This window comes from Candidatus Eremiobacteraceae bacterium (genome assembly GCA_035710745.1).
Lineage (GTDB): Bacteria > Vulcanimicrobiota > Vulcanimicrobiia > Eremiobacterales > Eremiobacteraceae > JANWLL01.
This window is the reverse complement of sequence record DASTCX010000025.1, coordinates 51001-70375: the sequence shown is the minus strand read 5'-3', so window position 1 is coordinate 70375 and position 19375 is coordinate 51001. Positions and strand designations below refer to the sequence as shown.

Below are 19375 nucleotides of genomic sequence, written 5' to 3'. Positions count from 1 at the left end.
TCTGCTCTCTACGCTTGCAAACGTAGCATCCGTTGTTGCTTTATTTCTCGGCACCGCGGTCGGTGTATGCGCAGTATACTTGCTGCGCTCCCAAGGCGCAAGACGAATCTCTGTTCGTTTTGAAATTAAATTGTGGATAAGATCGATTAGCGGGTTTGAACCAGCGCCGACTCGATTTCGTCGACACCGAACCGCAACTGCTCGTCCGTGATGACGAGCGGCGGAGCAAGCTGGAGCACGCTGCCCGCGGGACCAGACGCCAGCATCACGACGCCGCGTCGCAAGACGCCGACGACGATCGCGCCGGCAAGCGCTCCGTCGGGCTCGCCTCTTTCGTCGACGCACTCGAGGCCCCACATGAGACCGCGACCGCGGACATCAGCGATACGGCCCTCCGATCTTGCGCGAAGAGCTTCGAGCCGCTGTGCCAACCCCGCTCCGAGTGTCGCAGCACGCTCGACGAGCCGCTTGTCGTGCAGCTGCCTGATCGAAGCGAGGGCTGCGGCGCAGCCCATCGGATTGCCGAGGAACGTCGACGTATGGATGGCCTCGCCCGACGATGGGGGCCAACGATCCATGAGATCCGCGCTGCCGACGCACGCGGAGATCGGGAATCCGGACGACATCCCCTTGCCGACGCAGATGAGGTCGGGGACGACGCCGGCGTGATCGCAGGCGAACCATTTCCCGGTGCGACCGAAGCCTGCGTAGATCTCATCTGCGATGAAGAGCAGACCGCGCCTATCGCAGAGCGCTCGCAGACCTCGAAGCCACTCGTTCGGAGGCACGACGTCGCCGCCGCGCGCTTGGATCGGCTCGACGATGATCGCGCCGACGTCGGCGCCGTCGGGTCCATCGAGGGCGTGCTCGACCAGCCGCAAGCACTCGATCGAACAGCCGGGATAATGAAGGCCGATCGGGCAGCGATGGCAGTACGCGTACGGCACGCGCGTCGAGAAACCGCCGAGCTGTCGGACGAACGGCGCGCGGAAGATGCTCCGATCGGTCACTTCGAGCGCGCCGTACGTGAGACCATGGTAGGCGCCGGTAAAGCAAAGGACGCCCGGCTTGCCGCTCGCGATCGCGGCCGTCTTGATGGCCGATTCGATCGCTTCGGCGCCCGAGGAAGAGAAGATGACCCGCTTGGGCCCGTCGCCCGGCGTGAGCGCGCACAGCCGTCTCGCAAGTTCGACCTTGAGGCTGTTCGGGTGAACGTCGCCCATGCCGTGCATGAGCCGCTTCGCTTGATCTCCGAGCGCTTCGGCGATATCCGGGTCGCTGTGCCCGGCAGCTGCGACGGCAAACGCGCCCGACAGATCGACGTAGACGTTGCCGTCCGCGTCTTGGAGATTCGCGCCCGCGCCGGCTTCGAAGAAGACGGGAAAATCGTCGGACACGAAGGTGATGTTCCGGCTCTCGACCGCCTGGAGGTCGCGCGTGAGCGCCCGGCTCTTCGGACCGGGAGGCGTCACGACGATCTTCGCGAGGTCGCGGCCGGTCATCTGAAATCCTCAACGGTCGGCCGGTAGCCGAACGGCGGACGCTGCATCTCGCCAAGCCGGCACACGCGTAGGAAGCCGGCGGCGAGGAGGCGTTCGCGCTGAGCGGAAGTGACGACGCCGCACACTCCAAGTGACTCGAGCTTGATCGTTGCCGTCATCGCGATGGCTACGATTGTATCGATGTTCCCGCACGGTTTGACAGAGACGATGCGCGAGAAGCCCTCGGTGGTCGGCGGACCATCCGGTTCCACGACGATTACGAAGCCCGGCACGCCGCCCTCGTCCGGGCCGACGATGAGTGTGTCGAGCCCGTGCGTCTTCGGCGCGAGGGCGTTCACCGACAACTTGCGGATTGACATCGCGATCGCCGCGGCTTCGTCGTGCGCTATCCGCCCTCGCGGCAATGTCTGCCGGACGTTCCGCATCTCGGCTTCGAGTGCGCGAGCGAACAACAACGAGCGTCCTTCATCACCCTCGACGTAAATCGTCCGCGGTGACATGCAGCCGCGCTGGTCGAACATCGCGACGTCGCGCGCCGCACAGGAAGCGGCGCTCGCCAGATCAGTGTCCGCAGAGACGAAGCCTACGGAATATGATGTACCGTAGCCGCGGAGAGGGACCGGCGCGCGTCGTTCGATTTGGTCGAGCGCCTCGTCCGAGCCGAACGCGATGATCTTTCTGACCGATTGGAACAAAGCCGGCTCGATCTCGAAATCGCCACCCTTCCAATATCGCGCGTCGATCGTGCCGGCGAGCGGCTTGCCGAGCGTATCGAATTGCTCGGCGATGATCGGCGCGATCTTCCTCTCACTTCCAGGCGACTTCAGGATGACGTTCGCGCCCGCCGCCGCAGCGCAGTAGGCCGACGCGATCGCCGGACCGATGATGTTGCCCGGCAGGATGACGAGAACCGGTCGCTCATCTTCGCGTGGCCGTTCCACTGCCAGCGTTTGCGAGCGCTCGTCGTCGAGGTCGAATAAGACATCGCCGAGCGCTGCCTCCACGACGGCCGACGACCACTCCGAGTCGCGCAAAGCCAGCCGAGCTTTTTCGCGGACCTCTGATCGATGATCGCGCCATTGCGCCGCGCCGCGCGCGATGAGCTGCGCGCGAACCGAGGTATCAACCACGGCCGCGAGTCAGCAGCTCGTCAGCTTCGATGCTGCATCCTTTCGGTGGGGCGCCCGCGGATCGCCCGAGCAGGACGAAGCCGCCATCGCGCTCGACGCCGAGATCGCCCGTGACGAGCGCGCACACCGATCCTCGGTTGCTCAGATCGAAGATGCGGATGAGCCCTTCGGTTCCCGGCTCGACCGGTCGTGCGGTCATGGGATCTACGACGATCGCTTTGGCCCAGTGCGGCCCGACCTTGACAGAATGTGCTGTGCCAACAGAATGTTGTTTGCCAACAGAATGTGGCATGCCGACAGGATGTGGTATGTCAACAGAATGTGGTATGTCAACAGCATGTGGTATGTCAACAGCATGTGGTATGCCGGCAGAATGTGGTATGCCGAGCGAAGGTCGGCGCTCGATCGTCGCATCGTACCACTGGCTACTGAGTTCGCACATGCCGTACTCAGATGCGCACATCTCGCGCGGCACGGCCAAAAACTCGGTGAAGGACCCGTACAACTCTTCGCGTGGCACCTCGCGCGACCGCCCTTTGAAGCCTCCGGTCTCGACAACGCGGCTGCCCGCCGGCAAACGGAAGGTCAGGCCATCGGGGCGACAACGGTCGAAGAGGTGGACGAAGGAGAACGCGGTACCGAAGACGATCGCCGGCTCCGGCCGAGCGAGCGCTTCGCACAATGCTTCGTACGCGAGCTCGCCGTCGACGATGAAGAAGCCGCTGCCGTCAGCCCCGACCGAATCGATGAGGTGCGCGGCCATGTACGATAGCGACGAGTTGGGCGCATCGGTTCGCGAGGGCACGAGCGCGAGGATCCGCATCGTCGGAGCGTCGGGCATTATGCGGCGGCGGAAATGCGCGAGCAGCGAAGCTTCATAGAGCTCGGGCGAATCGAGCTCGATCGTCGATGCGCGCTCGCCGGACGACGTGGTTCCGCTCGAATGGAATTCCACCGTCGTGCGTTCGCGTGGGAAGCATGCGAGGCGCGCGATCGCGAATGACGCGCTTTGGACCGGCGGTACGTCAACCCACGACGAAACGTCGTGCGGCGATTGCCCCGCTCGATCGCAAAGCCGCCGATATGGTTCGCAGCGTTCGTATTGATATGCGAAGCAGGCCAGCGCGAGCCGGTCGAAATCGGCGTCTGATGGCCGCTCCGATGCGATGAAACTCAGGATCTGCTCGTCGAGCGCGCGAGCCTGCGCATCGCGGCCGTCATCCCCGTTTGTCGTCAGGGTCATGTCGGCGTCCGACTTTCGCGCACGCGTGCGGGGACCTTTCGCGAACCCAGAGAACATCGCGCGCCATGCCCGCCAATCTCGTCATCGAGACGTTTCCGGTCGGTCCGCTGATGTGCAACTGCGTGATCGTAGGCGATGACGTGACGAAGACGGCCATCGTCGTCGATCCGGGAGATGAGATCGAGCGCGTGACCGCTGTGCTCGACCGCCGCGGGTTCAAAGTGGCGGCGATCGTCGCAACACACGCGCACATCGACCATGTCGGCGGCTTCGGCGACCTCAAGCGGTTGACCGGCGCGAAAGTGCTCCTCCATGAAGCCGACGCGCCGCTTTACGACGAGCTCGCGATGCAAGCGCAGTGGCTTGGCATCGATCCGCCCTCGATGACGAAGCTCGACGGAACGCTCGACGAGAAAGCCGGCCTCTCACTCGGGGCCGTGACCTTCGACGTGCGCCATACCCCTGGACATTCGCCGGGCAGCGTCTCGCTCGTGCTGCCCGAGAGCACGCCGATCGTGCTGTCGGGCGACACGCTATTCGCGGGCAGCATCGGACGGACGGACTTGTGGGGCGGATCGTTCGAGGAGATCATCACTTCGATCAAGTCGAAACTCTTGACGCTGCCGGATGAAACGATCGTCATACCCGGGCACGGCCCTCGCACGACGATCGGCACGGAGCGCAAAGCGAATCCATTCCTGTAGTGGGGGCCAGAAATGGCGCGTGTGAATATTCCTTTGATCGTGGCCGCGGCTTCGGCGGTCGCTCTTAGTGCTTCTGCGTCGGCTGGTTGGAGTCAGGCGAACGATCCGACCCCCATCCCCGTGCCCTCACCCCTCGCGACATACGAAGTGAAGGGCGCCATTGTGCCGGTCTTGGTTGTCGCTTGCGAACAAATCAAGGGCTTTAATCACTCGTGCGATGACGCGTATGTTCGTGGTGGCAGCATCATCGTTCATGAATACGAAAAATACTACGCAGTTGTCGTGGAACCCGCGGGAGGTCCGACGCTCCTTCAAGAGCACGTTATTATGATCGTGGACAAGGCTAAGTTGCCACATTAGGATCAGCCCAGCGAAAAGACCGCGGCGGTCGACCTTAAAGGTCGACCGCTCTATTTCGAGCGACGCGGACTGTCGAGCGACGCGGATCGTCGAGCGCCCGGATTGTCGCCGTTTAGAAGGCGGCGCGGAGGACCGACAGGATCTGGCCTGCGCTGTCGATCCGTTTCGGGTTCGTCATCATGCACGGGTTCGCAAGCGCGGCCTCTGCGAGCGACAATAGCGCGCCCTCTTCGATGCCGGCGTCGCTTAGGCGCCCCGGCAATCCTAAAGCGCGCACGAGCCGCTCGAGCGCATTGCACGTCTTGACCGCCGCGTCGTCGTCGGGCTCGCTTCGATACGCGGCGCCAAGGGCGCGGCCGGCAAGCGCGATCCGATCGCCTAGCACCGAGCGATTGTAGCGCAGTGCGTGCGGCAACACGATCGCATGCGCGACGGAATACGAGACCGGCGTGCGCGCGCTGATCGTCCGCGCGATCCCGTGGGCCAAACCCATCTGCGACCGCGACATTGCGAACGCCGCGAGATACGCCCCGTGGAACAAGCTTTGCGCCGCCAGCAGATCCTCAGGGTCGTCGCGGAAACGCGGCAACGCGTCGGCCAGACGATAGATCGCTTCCGACGCCGAGGTCTCGACGAGCGGATCGCCGCGCCGATACAGCGCCTCTGCGCCGTGCGACAGCGCTGCCGCACCGCTCGCGAGAACAGAAGAAAGGCCGGCTCGCGCCAGCACTTCGGGGTCGTACAAGACGGTCCGAGCGCTCCCGCCCGGTACGGCGGTGAGTTCGGCGCCGACGAGCGTCGACGGTATCGCCACGACCGCAGGCACCTCGTTCGCACCTCCGCGCAGTTGCCCGGTCGCGCGCGCACCCGCTTTCGCAAGATCGATCGTCGCACCACCGCCGAAGGCGACGACGACATCGGCGCCCGCCGCATCGACCCGCGATGCGAACGATGCGACGAGCGACGTCGGCATTCGCGGATCGACTTCGAGGAACTCGTCCGCAAGCAGCGGGAGCAGCGCGCCCTTGATCTCCTGCGCGCCAGGATGGCCGTGGGCCCGAGGCCCGGTGACGAACATCGCCCGCGAGCATCCGAGCAACGCGAGTTCGTCCGCGATATCGAGGCGACAGCCTCGTTTGCAGACGACCCGTTGCGGAAGCGATTGATGGGTGAATCCGAGATCTGCGGCGATGGCGGGCACGGGATTGCTAGCAGCGTTCATGCGTGCTCCCTGACGTCGGCGTGCGCGCGATTGCGCGTAACGCCACATGTCGTTCGCGACGAGGCGCGGAAATCACTTCACACCCGAGGAAGGCTCAAGAATGGAAGATACGCCAGCGAAGCCGGCCGCGGCCGTAAATCCGTATCAGTACGAACGAGACGACGCGCTCGAGACATTCGCGCGGGGCGTCATCGACGAAGCGATCGCGAAGAGCACGACGTCTCCGCGCCAGTTCGGGTTTTTCTCATCGGCTGCGGCGAAGCAGATCGCGCAGTACGTGCTCGAACGCTTCACGCGGCAAAAGGGCGACGCCTAGATGAGCAGCTCGAAGAAGTCCTCGTCTTTGGCCTCTTCGAAGCCGTCGCGTTTGCCCTTGCGCGGCGGCGTCCGCCGCAGCAGTTTGATCGAGTTGGCCTCGCTCGCGTCGGTGCCGCAGCAGGAGCACAAGCGGTCCTCTTCTTCGAGCCGCGTGCCGCACTCGTTGCAGAACATGATCGAGCGTTGCATACATATATATTCGGCATCAGGCGGCAGCTGCAACACGCCCGCCCGCGCAGCGAGGCGTTGATCCGGCCGTGTCGGACCACGTCGGGGACCGCCTTCCGGCACCCGTCGGCCTGGAGCTCGGCCATCGGCCCAGGTCCGGTGAGGCGGCGACTGCCGTCATCCTAGGCACGATCGACGAAGACGGCTCTATCCGCTTCGCCGTTCTTTCAACCGCCGAGATCTCACCTATCGACGACAAGCGCCTTCGCATCGCACTCGCCGCAGAGAGCACGACATGCTCGAATCTGATCGCGCGCAAAGCCATGTCGCTCTGGTACGTCCTCGATGGGGCAGCCTATACCATAAAAGGACGCATGACGAAGCCGCCAAGGGCCGCGCACGACGGTCGTTCCACGTTCGAGGTCGAGATCGAGTCGGTGTGGCGCGATTTCCGGCCGGATGCGCCGATGACGTGCGGCCCGACGTATCGCGCGCCGCAGGCGGACTAGACGGCGGCGAGCGCCTCTTGCAATGAAGGGTGGACCCTGAACGCCCGCGTGACCGAGGTGAGCTCGAGGATGCGCGTGACATTGCCGGACTTGACGACGAGGTCGACCGAACCGCCGTTGTCGCGGACCGCGCGCAACGCCGAGATCAAACCGGCCAGTCCGGCTGAGTCGAGCGCACTCGTCTGCGATAGATCGACGATGTGGCGATGGCGGCCGTCGGCCGCGAATTGCTTGAAACGGCGCTTCATCCGCTCCGCCGCGCGATAGTCGAGCCGCGTTCCGACGTCGATGATCGCTACCGGCGAACGCGACGATTCCGTCGCAGGCATCTTGATGCTGCGAAGTGCGGAATCGAATTTATCCCGTGTCTGCATACGCTTGTTCGACCGTCCTGCTCGTAGGACCCGACGGTGGTCCCACCGTGACGGCAAACGACCTCATGGTCCAGAGTGTGACGCTGGTCAAAGTGTGACGGACATCACGTAAAGTGCAACCGGGGCGTCGACCGTGCCGATAATCCAAGCGAGGGACCGCGGTCGACAAGAGAGGCGAGCCAGAGACAGTGGAAAACCCGGGTGTGCGCTCCGCGCGGGAGCGGCCGAGGGCCGGTTCCGTGCATGTCCGCATGGCCGACGTCTTCGCGCGTCAACGCGGCGGCGAAGCATTCGCCGCGGTGCATCGCATCCTGTCCGAGCAGGACGTCCGCCGTCTGACGATCGCGACGCTCGACGCGAACGAATCGAGCCCCGTCCGTTTCGAATATCACGCCGATCTCGCCGAGCCGATGCCGGAACCGCTCGACGCGCAGACGCTCGCCGTCGCGCTCGGGTGCCAGCAGCCGACGCTCTTGCCGACTGTCGAACCGATCCGCCGCGCATCCGTCACGAACGGTTCGAGCACCGTCGGCAGGCTCGCGCATGCGCTCGTCGCGCCGTTGTGGTGTGGCGGCCGGCACGTCGGATTCATCCTCGCGCAAGCGGACGTCGCATTCTCCGGCGACGCGGCCGACGACGTCACGATGCTGTCGACCCTCGTCGCACAACATCTGACGCTGCTGCGCGACGACGCGTATCGCGAAGTCCAAGCGCGCTCGCTGTCGCTGCTCCTCGAGACTGCACGCGTACTCGCGCGCGAGTTCGACCTCGATGAATTGTTCCGCCGCTTCCACACGCTCATCGGCCGCGTCATGGACGCGTCGATCTTCTTCGCCGCGCTTCGCACCGAAGATGAAGAGGCGCTCGAGATCCACTACAACGCCGAATTCGGCCGAATCAACAACGAGCGTATCCGCATGCCGACGAACACCGTATCCGGTGAGGTCATGCGCACCGGCCGGCCCGTCATCATCCGACAGCCCGAGGATTGGGATCGCGTCCGTTCGGTGACGCTCGGCGACGCGCTGAACCCTGCGTCGGCGCTCATCGTGCCGATGAAGCTCGCCGACCGCGTGCTTGGCGTCCTGTCCGTGCAGAGCAACCGCGCCCGGGCGTACAGCGAGACCGATTGCGACATCTTCGTCGCTATCTCGGAACAGCTCGCGGTCGCCATCGAGAATTCGAAGAACCTCTTGGAGAGCACGCGCCGCGCCGAGGACCTCAACCTGCTCGTCGAAGTCGCCAACGCGGTCTCATCGGAGCTCGATCTACACCGCGTCTTCTCGAAGATCCACAGCCAGGTGAAGCGCGTCATCGACGCGCCGCTGTTCTTCGTCGCGCTCGACAGCGGCGAAGGCGACTCGGTCCGCCTCGAGTACCTCGTCGAAGGCGAAAAGGTGTTCGAGCCCGAGAAATTCTCGACGACCGGTACGATCGTCGGCATGGTCATGGCCGCGGGCAAGCCGATCCGCGTCCGCAACGCCGCCGAACGCGACCAGCTGACGAACCAGCCGATCGGCTCGGGCCCGACGACCGTGCAGTCGGTCGTCGCGGTGCCGATGATCGTCGGCGGCAAAGTCATCGGCGCTATCTCTGCCCAGTCGTACGAGCCGGGCATGTATACCGAACGGCATATGCAGCTGCTCGGCGCGATCGCGGAGCAGTCGGCGGTCGCCGTTCAGAACGCGCGTCTCTACGAGCACGCGCGCGTCCTCGCCGATCACGACCCGCTCACCGAGCTTTTCCACCATCGCGGCATCCAAGAGCGTCTGATGGTCGAGCTCAAGCGCGCACAGCGGAGCGACGGGCGCCTCGCACTGCTCATGATCGACATCGATAACTTCAAGCATTTCAACGACACGTACGGCCACCCGACCGGCGATCGCGTCCTGACGACGGTGGCCAGCGCGCTGCGACGCATCGCTCGCGAGACCGACGTCGTCGGCCGCTACGGCGGTGACGAATTCTGCGCGATCCTCCCTGACACGGACGACGATGCCGCGTGGACGTTCGCGGGGCGCCTCATCGCCGAGGTGAACCGCCGTCCGTTCGAGATCGAAGAAGGGCGGACGGTGCCGATCGACCTCTCGATCGGCGTCGCGGTCTTCCCCGATGATGCGGAGCGCCGCGAAGATCTCATCCAAGCCGCCGATGCATCGCTCTACACGAAGAAGCGCGCGGCTGCGGCGCCGACCCCGCCGCCGGAAGCGATCAGAATGCTCGAGGGGAACATCGGTCCTTTCGCCGGGCTCGTCGCGGCGATCGCGAATAGCGGTTCGTACGCGCGGACGCACATGGTCGATTGCAACCGCTTGGCCGCGGCGTTCGCTCGCGTCGCCGGACTCGACGAGACCGATCGCGACACCCTGCTGCAATCAGCCGCTCTGCTCGACCTCGGCGAGATCACGATCCCGCGCTCGGTCTTCGGCAAGCCCGGCCGGCTGACGGAAGACGAGTACGAGCTTGTCAAGACGCACACGGCCGTCGGGGCGAACATCCTGCGGATGATGGCGGGTTGCGAGCCGGTCGCAGAAGCCGTCGCCTGCCACCACGAGCGCTTCGACGGCAGCGGCTATCCGGAAAAGCTCATCGGCGCGAAGATCCCGCTCGTGGCGCGGGTGCTCGCGATCATCGATTCGTACGTCGCGCTGACGAACGATCGTCCGCACAGGCGCGCGGTTTCATCGGAAGCCGCGTTGCGCGAGATCGAACGCCAAGCCGGCACCGCTTACGATCCGGCACTCGTCAAAATCTTCGGGCGCTCCCTCGAGACGCTTCACGGAAAAGACGCGGCAAGATAGCCGTTGCGCAACCACGACGCGTCCGGCAAGCTGCGCATTTTCTCCCGTCCCTGTCGCACCAGGCGGTGTGGTCAAAGGCATGCCTGCGAGCGAACGAGATTCGCACAAGACTCCGCAGCCAAGCGTCGAGCACATCTGGCCGCACTTCTTGCGCCCGACGAAAAGCGATTTTGCAACACAGCATCTCACGCCTCGCCTTCGAGGCATCGTGTCAGCGATCGTCGCTCGGTTGCCCATTGACGAAAGACCCGGCGTTCGTTGGATGCCTTACGAGGGTGGAGTGGCTGTGTTCGAGATCAGACAGGACCAGCTATGCAGCGGCGGGCGTGGCTTCATGGCCTCATCTGTGATCAACATGCCGGACTACGTTGTCGATCCGACGACTGGCGAGATTCTCGCCGGTCCAGCCGGACGATTAGAGACGCGCGTCTCGACACCGAACCAAAGAAGCGCTTGCTAGTCGCGTCAAGACATCTCTGACCGAAGGAGCCCAAACCGCCTTTCCGAAGAACCGCGGCCCAAAGCTCGCTTGCGGGAGATACTGCCATGCGTCCGTTCTCATCATCGGTGCTGTTGTCAGTAGCCGCGGTCCTTGCAATTTTGGTCGTCGGATGTTCCGCGACGACGGCGGTCCGCCCCGTAACGGTTCTTGAACGATCGGTCCGAGGAGCCCCGGCCCCGAGTCCATCGCCCGAGCTGGTGGTCACGCTCCCCGCATTGAGCGCCATCGCCGCGGTCGACCCGGCCAGCCTTACAATCAAGAACATTTTCGACGTCGGCGACCAGATTACCGGAGTACTCATCGATCCGAATAGACCTCTCGCCTACCTCGAATCGCACTCGGGGACGTCGCTCATCATCTTCAACGTTGCAGGCAACAGACTAGCCGGCACAATCTCCGTGCCGGACACCGTAGGTGGTGGCGCGACCGCCGGCCGGGGCGATCGCATCTACGCCGCGGGCGGCTTTAGCAGCAATTTCGTATCCGAGATCTCCACAGTACAAAAGGCGGTCGTCAAGACCATCGACGTCGGTGCCAGTACGAGCGGTATCGCCTATTCGGCAGCGTTTCATCGGCTCTACGTCGGCGAGCCGGACACGAACAGCATCGCGGTCATCGATACGGTCACGGGAATACAACGTAAGAGTATTGCGGCTGGGAAATGCCGCCAGCAAAACAACTGCGACCCGATCAGTTTAGTGGCGAGTTCGGACGGTTTATATGTCCTAGCCGGGACCCGGCAGCAAACGATTATCGCCATCGATGCATCGACCGATTCGATCATATCGAAGGAAGAGGTGGGTCTACACCACTGCTGTCGTCCGGCAGCTTTCTTTCTCGGCACCGATCCAGCGACCAACGAAGCCGTCGTGGTCGTACGCGGCTGCTGCAACCAAGAAGCCTATTCCGTCAGCTTGGAGCCGCCGTTCACTTTGGGGCAGCAGCTAGGCAGGGCGGGTGATAGGACGAGATTCCTCGGCGCTGCGTTTGACCCGACGACCGGCGATCTCTATTTGATGCAAGCCAATCAAAAGAACGGAGGGACCATTCTCGGGCCCAATCGCAAGCTCGTTCTTGGAACGCTGCCGAGCGGCATCGCGTTCGCCCAATAAAAAACGATCGCACGCGCCTTGGCGCGTGCGATTTGCGGGTACGGGTGGCGAAGTCGAACGAACTATTCTTGCGGTTTCTCGTCGGCCGGCGGTTCGGTGATAACGAGCGCGAGCGCGAACGAATGGCCGTCGTCGCGGCGCACGAGAAAGCCGTCGGGCCGCTTTTCGTAGAGCGTGAATCCGGCAGCCTGCGCTTCTTCGAGGCTCGGGAATATCTTGATGCCGGTGGCCATGGCGGACCGCTCGCTACGAGGCGAGCGCGGCTCGGGCGCTTGCGCTCAGGAGCAGGCGCGCGTCTTCGATGCGGGGGACGACCGGGACGAAACGGGTGAGGCCGGCGACTTCGAATAGCCGGCGGACGGTAGTGTTGCTGCAGACGATCGCGACGACACCGCCGATGTCGCCGATCTTGCGGACGGCGGCGATGAGCGAGCCGAAGCCCGACGAATCGACCGCTTCGGTCTTCGAGAGATCGATGATGCAATCGCGCGAGCCTGATTCGACGAGTCTCGACATCGAGCGCGCGAAACGTTTTGCCGATTGTGCGTCGAGGCGCTCGCCGACGAGGATCTGATCCGTCGGAATGACACGACGGCGTCCGCGTTTACGACCAGCTGCGCTATGTTCGAGTTGTTGCATGTCCATTGCCATTTTATGTGGGCGAGCTTAGCGCTCGCTGAAGTTGTAACGTTGGCGTGAACCGTTTGGTTCTCGTATAAAGATTACACCACGCTAACCTTAATTGTTACGGTGAAGAACAAACGTGTGAGCGAAGCGTGCGACGTTTCATACAACGTGGCATGTGTATGACACGGAGATTATCGCGGAAAAGGGGTTTGCGCTCTAGTCGAGCTTGGCGAAACTTTCTGCCGCAGTCGTCGGAGCAGCGGCCTTGCGATAGTTATCAATCGCGACGTGCAGCGCTTCCAAAACGCGCGTCGGATAGTCTTTCTTGCGCTCCGGGTATCCTCCGAGATAGCCTTCTATATCGGCCTCGGTGATCGAAGCGGCTTCGTCGACCGTCTTGCCCTTCGCTAACTCCGTGACGATCGCAGCCGTGGCGACGCCAAACCCGCAACCGGTCGTGAAGTACGAGATGTCTTTGATATGACCGGGCGGATCGATCTTGAGATAGAACGTGTACATGTCGCCGCATGAGTCGGAGAAGTACTCGCCCGTGGCCGTCGGATCGGGCATCTGCGCGAAGCCGGCGCGGTTCGTGACGAGCTCTTGGAATTTAGGAAAGTCCATATGATTCTCCGGATGCGTCGTTGCCTGAAGGTATGTGGAACTCGCAGACGGCGTCGCCTTTGGCGATCGAGCTGCGCTGCTCCGCCTTCGCCGGCAGCACTTCGCTCATGAGCGTGTGGACGACCGTGCACACTTGCGGGTGCGCGCCGGCAGTCTCTTTGAACGGGCAATTGTGCTCGCGGATGACGTAACCGCCTTCTTCCTGCGTGCAATCCGCCACGACGCCTTGCTCGCGCAATATCTTCGTCACTTCATCGACGCGCTCGGGTAACGCTTTGCCTTCGAATCGTCCGGCGTATTTCCGTGCCGAGCGTTCGCCGATACGTTTGAAGAGCGCGGTGATCCGATCGTTCCCGTCCTCGAGCTGGAGCTCGTGAAGAACGGCGTTCAGGAGAACGTCGTAGCGCTGCGGGAAGAGGCGCTCACCGGCGTGCGTCACGGAATAGACGACGCTCGGTTTCGTTCGGCCGCGCCGCGTCTGGCCTTCCGCGATCAGGCCCTCGCTCTCGAGACGGCTCAGGTGCTGGCGGACGCCATTGACGGTCAAGCCGTGCTCGGCAGCGAGCTCGGCGGCAGTCGATCCGCCCCGTCGTTTGAGCGATTCTAGCACCCGGCCGCGGGTGGTCTGGAAAAAGGCGTCCTCGCGCATATCTTGTGTTTAAAGTATACCAGAGTGACAAAGATAATCAACAGTAATCTTGACTATCTCGGCCGAACAAACGTAAGATATAACGTAAGATATAAGGAGACCAGCCGCCGGGCCGAGTGTCCCGGCTTTTGAGAGGAACGATGGCAGACCTGATCCTCGAGCTCAAAGACCTTCACGTGAGCGTCGGCGAGACGGAAATCATCCGCGGCATCGACCTGACGATCGAGCGTGGGTCCGTCCATGCGCTCATGGGCCCGAATGGGTCCGGCAAGAGCTCGCTTTCTCTGGCGCTCATGGGGCATCCGAAGTACCGCATCACGCGCGGCGTCGCGCGCTTCGAAGGTCGCGACATCCTGGAGATGTCGCCCGACGCGCGGTCGCTCGCCGGCATGTTCCTGTGCTTCCAGTATCCCTCGTCCGTTCCGGGAGTCAGCGTCGCGAACTTCATGCGCAACACGCTCATGGCGCGCCACAAAGGCGCGGCGCCGCTGACGCCGGCGAAATTCAAATCGCTGCTCGACGACGCGACGAAGCGCCTCAAGATGGATCCGGCCGTGCTCGGCCGCTACGTCAACGACGGTTTCTCCGGAGGCGAGAAGAAGCGGCTCGAGATGATGCAGATGCTCGTCCTCAAGCCGACGCTCGCGATCCTCGACGAGACCGATTCCGGTCTCGACATCGACGCGCTCAAGGTCATCGCTGCGGGCATCGAGGCATATCGTTCGCCCGAGCATGCGGTGTTGCTCATCACCCACTACCAGCGCATCCTCAACTACGTCAAGCCGGACGTCGTGCACGTCCTCGTCAAGGGTCAGATCGTCCAAGAGGGCGGCTTCGAGCTTGCAGAGCGGCTCGAAAGCGGCGGATACGACCCGTTCACCAAAGATCTCGTGGGGGCCTAAAGTTTTCATGGCCATCAAGCAGACGGAACTCGTCGACAAAGACTACCGCTACGGGTTCCACGACCAAACAGCGAGCTACGCGTTCAAGGCGCGCAAGGGCATCGATCACGACATCGTCGAGCAGATCTCGGTGATGAAGAACGAGCCGCAGTGGATGCGCGAGTTCCGCCACAAGTCGCTCGATATCTTCTTCGCGAAGCAAATGCCACCGTGGGCGAATCTCGACTTGCTCGGCGAGATCCACTTCGATGACATCTTCTATTATATGCGCGCGTCCGACGTCGAGGGCAAGACGTGGGAAGAAGTTCCCGAGGACATCAAGCGGACGTTCGACCGTCTCGGCATCCCTGAAGCCGAGCGCAAGTTCTTGGGGGGCGTCACCGCGCAGTACGACTCGGAAGTCGTCTACCACTCGATCCGCAAGGACCTCGAAGAGCAAGGCGTGTTCTTCTCCGATATGGACACCGGTTTGCGAGAGCATGAAGACATCGTCCGCGAGCACTTCGCGACGGTCATCCCGCCTGCGGACAACAAGTTTTCGGCGCTCAACTCAGCGGTGTGGTCGGGCGGCTCGTTCATCTGGGTGCCTCCGGGCGTCCACGTGTCGGTGCCGCTCCAGGCGTACTTCCGCATCAACGCCGAGAGTATGGGCCAGTTCGAGCGGACGCTCATCATCGCCGAGCCCGGCTCGTTCGTCCACTACATCGAAGGGTGCACGGCGCCGACGTATTCGAGCAACTCGCTGCACTCGGCGGTCGTCGAGCTCATCGCCAAGGAAGGCGCGCACATCCGCTACACGACGATCCAGAACTGGTACAAGAACATCTTCAACCTCGTGACGAAGCGCGCGCTCGCGCAGAAGAACGCGCACGTCGAATGGGTCGACGGCAACATCGGCTCGAAGCTGACGATGAAGTACCCATCGGTCTACCTCATGGGAGAAGGCGCGAAGGGCGAAGTCCTTTCGATCGCTTACGCGGCGAACGGTCAGCATCAGGACGCCGGCTCGAAGATGGTACACGCAGCGCCTGACACGACGTCGATCATCACGAGCAAGTCGGTGAGCAAGGGCGGCGGCCGCACGACGTACCGCGGTCTCGTAAAGGTCTATGAAGGCTGCCACGGCGTCAAGTCCAACGTGCGCTGCGACGCACTCCTCATGGACGCGGAGTCGCGCTCGGACACGTATCCGACGATGGAGATCGACGAGAAGGACGTTCGCATCGAGCATGAGGCGACCGTCTCGAAAGTCGGCGAGGAGCAGCTCTTCTACGTCATGAGCCGCGGTCTCACCGAAGTCGAGGCGACGACGATGATCGTCAACGGTTTCTTCGAGCCGTTCGTCAAGGAATTGCCGATGGAGTACGCGGTCGAGCTCAACCGGCTCATCGCGCTCGAAATGGAAGGCTCGGTCGGTTAGAGCGTGGCGCAGACTGTCTCGAAGCATACGCTCGATCGAACGGCGATCGAGGCCGCGTCGGCCGCGGACAAAGAACCTGCGTGGCTGCTCGAAAATCGGCTCGCTGCGTTCGATCGCTTCCAGTCGCTGCCGTCTCCGACGGAGCGCTCCGAAGGTTGGAGGCGTACCGACCTTTCCGGCCTGGCATTTGAATTCGTGCCGCCGCAGCCGGCGAGTCCTGGCTGGAAAACGTTGGCCGATGTCGATGTTCAACATGGCGTTGTCGTTGGACAGCTTCGCGTCGAAGGGCTCGGTCGTTTCGAAAACGTCGTCAGAGAAGCATGGTCGCACGTACACGCCGGTCTGAGCATCGGCAAGTATTCCGCGCTTGCTGAAGCCGCGTGGAAAATCGGCAGTTTCGTATACGTGCCCGATGGCGTCGAGGTCTCGGAGCCCGTGCGACTCGGCTGGATGGGCGGACCGTACCCGCGGCTACTCGTGGTACTGGGCAAGGACGCAAGACTGTCTCTGGTTGACACCCACTCGGACGGGGGTTTGCCCGTGCCTTCGGTCGTCGACTTGATCGTGGGCGATGGGGCTCACCTCACGTACGCACATGTCCAGGACGACGATCGCCGGTCCGTTTCGATGTCGCATCAACGTGCACGTGTCGGGCGCGACGCCAAACTCGTCATGCTGAATTTTGCCATGGGCGGCCGCGTGTCACGCGCTGACGTCGAGGTCGAGCTTGTCGGGCAAGGCGCCGAGAGCGACATGCTCGGGCTCGTGTTCGGCGAAGGCGACCAGCAATTCGATTTCCACACGCTTCAGGGCCACCGGGCGCCGGACACGCGCAGCGATCTGCTCTTCAAGAGCGCGCTCGACGACCGCTCGCATTCGACCTACACCGGCACCATCTCGATCGGCAAAGACGCACCGCGTAGCGAGGCATACCAGGCGAATCGCAATCTTCTCTTGGCCGAAGGCGCGCGCGCCGATACCGAGCCGAAGCTCGAGATCCTCATCGACGACGTCGCGCGCTGCACGCACGGCGCGACGATAGGACCGGTCGATGACGAGCAGCTCTTCTATCTGCGCAGCCGCGGGCTCGACACGGATACCGCGTCGCGCTTGATCGTCGAAGGGTTTTTCCAGGAGGTCTTCCACAAGGTCGGTGACGAGCGAGTGACGGCAGGTCTCGCGAAGATGGTCGCACCGCATGTCGAGCGGCTTGGAGCGCATTGACCTTCGTGGCCGAACTCGTCGCGGTCGCCCGCGTTGAAGACGTGCCCGTCGGCACGGTGAAAGTCGTCGAAGCCGGCGGCCGCCGCATCGCTTTGTGCAACTACGACGGCAAGTTCTATGCGATCGACGACGAGTGCACCCACGACCGCGGTCCGCTCGACCAGGGCGAGCTCATCGGTCAAGAGATCGAATGTCCGCGCCACGGTGCGCGCTTCGACGTGACGACCGGTAGGCCGACTCGCCTACCAGCGGTTCGGCCCGTGCGTTCTTATAAGGTTTCCGTTGCGGACGACGGCTCGATCTCGGTGGAGGTCTGATCGTGGCGTTGGCACCTTCCTCGACACCGACGCTGACGCAGACCGACGTCGCGCGCATCCGCTCCGAGTTCCCCATCCTCAAAGAGCGCCCGCACGGCAAGCCGCTCGTCTTCCTCGATAGCGCTGCTTCGTCGCAAAAGCCCATCCAAGTCATCGACGCGATGGACGACTACTATCGGCGCTATCACGCGAACATCCATCGCGGAGTCTACCATATCAGCGAGCTCGCGACCGAAGCGTACGAAGAGGCGCGTCGGAAGATCGCACGCTTCATCGGCGCGCGCGAGGTCGAGGAATGCATCTACGTCCGCAACGCGACCGAGGGCATCAACCTCGTCGCGTACTCATGGGGCCGGACGAATATCCGTCGCGGCGATGCGATCGTCGTCACGGAGATGGAGCATCACTCCAATCTCGTGCCCTGGCAGATACTTGCGCAGCAAACGGGTGCGACGCTCCGCTTCGTCCGCGTGACGGACGACGGATTGCTCGATCTGCGCGATCTCGACCGGCTGCTCGACGGTGCGAAACTCTTCGCGTTCACGGCGGTGAGCAATACGCTTGGGACGGTCAACGATGTCGCGTTCCTGTCTGCGCGCGCGCGCGCGGCCGGAGCGGTCAGCGTCGTCGATGCGTGCCAAGCGGTGCCGCGCATGCCCGTCGACGTCGCCGCTTGGGGGAGCGATTTCGTCGCGTTCTCCGCGCACAAGATGCTCGGGCCGACGGGTGTCGGCATCCTCTGGGGCCGCCGCGAGCTGCTCGAAGCGATGCCGCCGTTCATGGCGGGCGGCGGTATGATCGGCGTCGTGCGCCTCGAGTCGTCGACGTACGCAGGCATTCCCGCGCGGTTCGAAGCCGGCACGCCGGCCATCGCAGAAGCGGTGGGCTTCGGCGCAGCCGTCGACTACTTGACGGCGATCGGTATGGACCGCATCCATCGCTACGAGCTGGAGTTGGCCGAATACGCGCTCAAGCGCTTGCGCGACGTGTCGAACGTCAAACTGTACGGGCCGGGCATGGAGCACCGCACCGGAGTCATTTCGCTGACGGTCGGCGACATCCACGCGCACGACCTCGCGACGATCCTCGACAGCGAAGGCATCTGCGTCCGCGCCGGTCACCACTGCAACCAGCCGCTCATGGAACGGCTCGACGTGCCGGCGACGGCGCGCGCCTCGTTCTACCTCTACAACACGCCGGCCGAAGTCGACGCGCTCATCGCGGGGATCGAGAAGGCGAAGGCGATCTTCAAGATCGCATGAACGACTTCTCCGGAATGGACTCGCTTTATCGCGACTTCATCCTCGACCACTATCGCAATCCGCGCAACGCCGGCACGCTCGAACAACCCGATGCCTCGTTCGAGGATCTCAATCCGCTATGCGGCGACAAGATCCGCATGGACTTGCGCATCCACGACGGCGTCGTCGAAGACGTCAAGTTCAAGGGCAGAGGCTGCGCGATCTCGCAGGCGTCGGCATCACTGCTGACGGAGAGCATCAAGGGCAAGAGGATCGACGAGATCGACGCGATCGGCAAAGAGGCCGTGTTGGAGAATCTCGGGATTTCGATTTCAGCCGCGCGGCTGAAATGTGCGCTCCTGGGGCTCAAGGTCCTCAAGCAAGCGCTCGCGCTCAAATACGCCGACGACTAAATGATGTGGTATG

General features: G+C 63.2%; 22 protein-coding genes. 12 read left to right on the top strand and 10 right to left on the bottom strand.

The window, feature by feature from the left end; translation table 11 throughout:
• Positions 1-146: 146 nt before the first annotated feature.
• The 3 genes from VFO25_09890 to VFO25_09880 all read right to left on the bottom strand — a co-directional run bounded on the left by VFO25_09890 (position 147) and on the right by VFO25_09880 (position 3875).
• Complete coding sequence (locus VFO25_09890; GenBank protein HET9343211.1) at positions 147-1502, bottom strand: aspartate aminotransferase family protein; 1356 nt, start codon at positions 1500-1502, stop codon at positions 147-149.
• Positions 1499-2536, bottom strand: coding sequence for an acyl-CoA reductase (locus VFO25_09885; protein HET9343210.1), 1038 nt, complete (start codon positions 2534-2536; stop codon positions 1499-1501). The genes VFO25_09890 and VFO25_09885 overlap by 4 nt, the downstream gene beginning before the upstream one ends.
• An 88-nt stretch (positions 2537-2624) precedes the next feature.
• On the bottom strand, positions 2625-3875 hold the full coding sequence (locus VFO25_09880) for a hypothetical protein (protein ID HET9343209.1): 1251 nt from the start codon (positions 3873-3875) through the stop codon (positions 2625-2627).
• Between the two features lie 65 nt (positions 3876-3940).
• Between VFO25_09880 and VFO25_09875 the strand changes: the two genes are divergently transcribed.
• Complete coding sequence (locus VFO25_09875; protein HET9343208.1) at positions 3941-4579, top strand: MBL fold metallo-hydrolase; 639 nt, start codon at positions 3941-3943, stop codon at positions 4577-4579.
• 21 nt (positions 4580-4600) lie between these two features.
• Complete coding sequence (locus tag VFO25_09870; protein HET9343207.1) at positions 4601-4939, top strand: hypothetical protein; 339 nt, start codon at positions 4601-4603, stop codon at positions 4937-4939.
• Between the two features lie 112 nt (positions 4940-5051).
• On the opposite strand, the gene VFO25_09865 is transcribed toward VFO25_09870, so the two are convergent.
• Positions 5052-6161: an iron-containing alcohol dehydrogenase gene (locus VFO25_09865; GenBank protein ID HET9343206.1), complete on the bottom strand. Its 1110-nt coding sequence runs from the start codon at positions 6159-6161 to the stop codon at positions 5052-5054.
• A 100-nt stretch (positions 6162-6261) separates the two neighbouring features.
• Between VFO25_09865 and VFO25_09860 the strand changes: the two genes are divergently transcribed.
• Positions 6262-6477, top strand: coding sequence for a hypothetical protein (locus VFO25_09860; GenBank protein ID HET9343205.1), 216 nt, complete (start codon positions 6262-6264; stop codon positions 6475-6477).
• On the opposite strand, the gene VFO25_09855 is transcribed toward VFO25_09860, so the two are convergent.
• The gene (locus VFO25_09855; protein HET9343204.1) at positions 6474-6668 is read right to left on the bottom strand and encodes a hypothetical protein; all 195 of its coding nucleotides are present in this window, start codon (positions 6666-6668) and stop codon (positions 6474-6476) included. The two genes, VFO25_09860 and VFO25_09855, sit on opposite strands and share 4 nt — an antisense overlap.
• Positions 6669-6736: 68 nt before the next feature.
• Here VFO25_09855 and VFO25_09850 point away from each other — a divergent pair, with 68 nt between their 5' ends.
• Positions 6737-7156 carry a hypothetical protein gene (locus VFO25_09850; GenBank protein ID HET9343203.1) on the top strand — a complete coding sequence of 140 codons (420 nt, stop codon included), beginning with the start codon at positions 6737-6739 and terminating at the stop codon, positions 7154-7156.
• On the opposite strand, the gene VFO25_09845 is transcribed toward VFO25_09850, so the two are convergent.
• A complete protein-coding gene (locus VFO25_09845; protein ID HET9343202.1) occupies positions 7153-7530 on the bottom strand; it encodes an STAS domain-containing protein in 378 nt (125 codons plus the stop codon). The two genes, VFO25_09850 and VFO25_09845, sit on opposite strands and share 4 nt — an antisense overlap.
• Before the next feature lie 239 nt (positions 7531-7769).
• On the opposite strand from VFO25_09845, the gene VFO25_09840 reads away from it, so the two are divergent.
• Both VFO25_09840 and VFO25_09835 read left to right on the top strand, forming a co-directional pair.
• Positions 7770-10331: a diguanylate cyclase gene (locus VFO25_09840; GenBank protein ID HET9343201.1), complete on the top strand. Its 2562-nt coding sequence runs from the start codon at positions 7770-7772 to the stop codon at positions 10329-10331.
• Between the two features lie 717 nt (positions 10332-11048).
• A complete protein-coding gene (locus VFO25_09835; protein HET9343200.1) occupies positions 11049-11945 on the top strand; it encodes a hypothetical protein in 897 nt (298 codons plus the stop codon).
• Between the two features lie 62 nt (positions 11946-12007).
• On the opposite strand, the gene VFO25_09830 is transcribed toward VFO25_09835, so the two are convergent.
• From VFO25_09830 to VFO25_09815, 4 genes are all read right to left on the bottom strand, one after another.
• Positions 12008-12178 (bottom strand): hypothetical protein, encoded by a 171-nt coding sequence (locus tag VFO25_09830; protein ID HET9343199.1) that lies wholly within the window; start codon positions 12176-12178, stop codon positions 12008-12010.
• Positions 12179-12191: 13 nt separating this feature from the next.
• Entirely contained in the window at positions 12192-12584 is a 393-nt protein-coding gene (locus VFO25_09825; GenBank protein ID HET9343198.1) for an STAS domain-containing protein, read from the bottom strand.
• Between the two features lie 204 nt (positions 12585-12788).
• The gene (locus tag VFO25_09820) at positions 12789-13196 is read right to left on the bottom strand and encodes an iron-sulfur cluster assembly scaffold protein (GenBank protein HET9343197.1); all 408 of its coding nucleotides are present in this window, start codon (positions 13194-13196) and stop codon (positions 12789-12791) included.
• Positions 13183-13806 (bottom strand): methanogen output domain 1-containing protein, encoded by a 624-nt coding sequence (locus VFO25_09815; GenBank protein HET9343196.1) that lies wholly within the window; start codon positions 13804-13806, stop codon positions 13183-13185. Before VFO25_09815 ends, VFO25_09820 begins: the two co-directional genes overlap by 14 nt.
• A gap of 179 nt (positions 13807-13985) precedes the next feature.
• Here VFO25_09815 and sufC point away from each other — a divergent pair, with 179 nt between their 5' ends.
• Genes sufC through VFO25_09785 form a run of 6 tightly spaced genes read left to right on the top strand, consistent with a single transcriptional unit; the run spans position 13986 to position 19362 of the window.
• Positions 13986-14747 (top strand): Fe-S cluster assembly ATPase SufC, encoded by a 762-nt coding sequence (gene sufC / locus VFO25_09810; GenBank protein ID HET9343195.1) that lies wholly within the window; start codon positions 13986-13988, stop codon positions 14745-14747.
• 7 nt (positions 14748-14754) lie between these two features.
• Entirely contained in the window at positions 14755-16167 is a 1413-nt protein-coding gene (gene sufB / locus VFO25_09805; GenBank protein ID HET9343194.1) for a Fe-S cluster assembly protein SufB, read from the top strand.
• A 3-nt stretch (positions 16168-16170) separates the two neighbouring features.
• Positions 16171-17391 (top strand): Fe-S cluster assembly protein SufD, encoded by a 1221-nt coding sequence (sufD, locus tag VFO25_09800; GenBank protein ID HET9343193.1) that lies wholly within the window; start codon positions 16171-16173, stop codon positions 17389-17391.
• Between the two features lie 5 nt (positions 17392-17396).
• On the top strand, positions 17397-17708 hold the full coding sequence (locus VFO25_09795; protein ID HET9343192.1) for a non-heme iron oxygenase ferredoxin subunit: 312 nt from the start codon (positions 17397-17399) through the stop codon (positions 17706-17708).
• Between the two features lie 2 nt (positions 17709-17710).
• Positions 17711-18970, top strand: a complete 1260-nt coding sequence (locus tag VFO25_09790; protein HET9343191.1) for a cysteine desulfurase — start codon at positions 17711-17713, stop codon at positions 18968-18970.
• Complete coding sequence (locus VFO25_09785) at positions 18967-19362, top strand: SUF system NifU family Fe-S cluster assembly protein (GenBank protein HET9343190.1); 396 nt, start codon at positions 18967-18969, stop codon at positions 19360-19362. The genes VFO25_09790 and VFO25_09785 overlap by 4 nt, the downstream gene beginning before the upstream one ends.
• The last annotated feature ends 13 nt before the right edge of the window (positions 19363-19375 follow it).

Coding starts and splice junctions, on each gene's coding strand:
- VFO25_09865 (HET9343206.1), bottom strand. CDS start 6,161: ATGAACGCTGCTAGCAATCCCGTGCCCGCCATCGCCGCAGATCTCGGA.
- VFO25_09825 (HET9343198.1), bottom strand. CDS start 12,584: ATGCAACAACTCGAACATAGCGCAGCTGGTCGTAAACGCGGACGCCGT.
- sufC (HET9343195.1), top strand. CDS start 13,986: ATGGCAGACCTGATCCTCGAGCTCAAAGACCTTCACGTGAGCGTCGGC.
- VFO25_09860 (HET9343205.1), top strand. CDS start 6,262: ATGGAAGATACGCCAGCGAAGCCGGCCGCGGCCGTAAATCCGTATCAG.
- VFO25_09785 (HET9343190.1), top strand. CDS start 18,967: ATGAACGACTTCTCCGGAATGGACTCGCTTTATCGCGACTTCATCCTC.
- VFO25_09830 (HET9343199.1), bottom strand. CDS start 12,178: ATGGCCACCGGCATCAAGATATTCCCGAGCCTCGAAGAAGCGCAGGCT.
- VFO25_09820 (HET9343197.1), bottom strand. CDS start 13,196: ATGGACTTTCCTAAATTCCAAGAGCTCGTCACGAACCGCGCCGGCTTC.
- VFO25_09875 (HET9343208.1), top strand. CDS start 3,941: ATGCCCGCCAATCTCGTCATCGAGACGTTTCCGGTCGGTCCGCTGATG.
- VFO25_09845 (HET9343202.1), bottom strand. CDS start 7,530: ATGCAGACACGGGATAAATTCGATTCCGCACTTCGCAGCATCAAGATG.
- sufB (HET9343194.1), top strand. CDS start 14,755: ATGGCCATCAAGCAGACGGAACTCGTCGACAAAGACTACCGCTACGGG.
- VFO25_09855 (HET9343204.1), bottom strand. CDS start 6,668: ATGCAACGCTCGATCATGTTCTGCAACGAGTGCGGCACGCGGCTCGAA.
- VFO25_09890 (HET9343211.1), bottom strand. CDS start 1,502: ATGACCGGCCGCGACCTCGCGAAGATCGTCGTGACGCCTCCCGGTCCG.
- VFO25_09880 (HET9343209.1), bottom strand. CDS start 3,875: ATGACCCTGACGACAAACGGGGATGACGGCCGCGATGCGCAGGCTCGC.